Consider the following 1,392-nt stretch of genomic DNA (forward strand, 5'->3'; position numbering starts at 1 on the left):
GACCACTTCAGCGTCCTGCGCCTCGGCACCCTCGAACTGAGCGCCGAACGCAGCGAGATCACCCTGGAGGAACTGACCAACCACATGGCCGGCGGCGCCGAGCTCGCGGCCCTCAAGCACGAGCTGTCCCAGGTCCGCGGCGTCGACACCGAGGAACTCCCCGAAAAGGACGAACTGCAGGTCGCGGCGTCTCAAACGAACTGATCTCACCAACCACGGAGACAGAAGAAGCATGCCATCTCAGCGAGCACTCGGCGTCGCCGTCGTCGGCACCGGCAAGATGGGCGCGGACCATGTGCGCAGACTCCAGCGCGTCGTCAGCGGCGCGCGCGTGACCGCCGTCGTCGACATCGAGACGGAGCGAGCCAAGACGCTCGCGGACACGATCGAGGGCTGCGCGGCGTACAGCGAGCCCGCTGCGGCCATGGCGGCGGAGAACGTGGACGCCGTCCTCGTCGCCTCCCCGGGGCCCGCCCACGAGGCGGCCCTGCTCGACGCCCTCGGCCGTGACCTGCCGGTGCTCTGCGAGAAGCCGCTCACCCCTGACGCGGCCGCCGCTCTCCGCATCCTTGATGCGGAACAGAAGCTGGGACACCGGCGTATCCAGGTCGGTTTCATGCGGCGGTACGACACCGAGTACATGAAACTGAAACAGCTCCTCGACCGCGGGGAGCTGGGCAGGACGCTGATGCTGCACCACCGGCACCGCAACCCGGCCATGCCGCCCTGGTTCACCGAGGAGATGCTCATCAACGACTCGGTGGTGCACGAGATGGACGTGACCCGCTGGCTCCTCGATCAGGAGATCACGGCGGTCACCGTGCACAAGCCGGCCCCGTCGTCGTATGCCCCCGAAGGCATGAGCGATCCTCAATTCGTGCTTCTGGAAACCGAATCGGGTGCTCTCGTCGATGTGGAGATCTTCGGTCACTGCGGTTACGGCTACCAAGTCCAGGCCGAAGCGGTCTGCGAACGAGGCACGGTACGGATCGACGACGAGCACGGCCCGAGGCTGACCGCCGATGGCCGTTGGGGTGGTCGTGTCGCACCGGACTACCTCGAGCGTTTCGCGGACGCCTACGACCGTGAGGTTCAGGCCTGGGTGGACGCCACGCGGCGCGGCGAGACGACCGGGCCGAGCGTGTGGGACGGGTATGCGTCCGCGGCCGTGTGCGAAGCGGGCGTGCGGTCCCAGCGGGAGGGGCGGCGCGTCGAGGTGGACCTGATCGAGCGACCCGCCTTCTACCAGTAGGTCCCACACAGAAGTGGGGGGGGGGGCGGGCCCCCCCCCCCCCCCCCCCAGGTTTTGATCCCGAGGGCCGGCGCCGCCGCCGCGGGCGGACCCCGGACCCCGCCCCCCGGGTCCCATCCGCGGGGGGACGCACCCGGGGC

Annotated in this window: 1 protein-coding gene and 1 pseudogene; both read left to right on the plus strand. The window is 69.5% G+C overall.

Features of this window, described 5'->3' with window-relative positions; translation table 11 throughout:
* Positions 1-204: pseudogene (locus ACGFZS_RS32245) on the plus strand (sugar ABC transporter ATP-binding protein); the annotation flags it as partial.
* Between the two features lie 28 nt (positions 205-232).
* Positions 233-1,252, plus strand: a complete 1,020-nt coding sequence (locus ACGFZS_RS32250) for a Gfo/Idh/MocA family protein (protein ID WP_393798037.1) — start codon at positions 233-235, stop codon at positions 1,250-1,252.
* Positions 1,253-1,392: the final 140 nt, after the last annotated feature.

It is taken from the genome of Streptomyces sp. NPDC048288 (genome assembly GCF_043201555.1).
Taxonomy (GTDB): Bacteria; Actinomycetota; Actinomycetes; order Streptomycetales; family Streptomycetaceae; genus Streptomyces.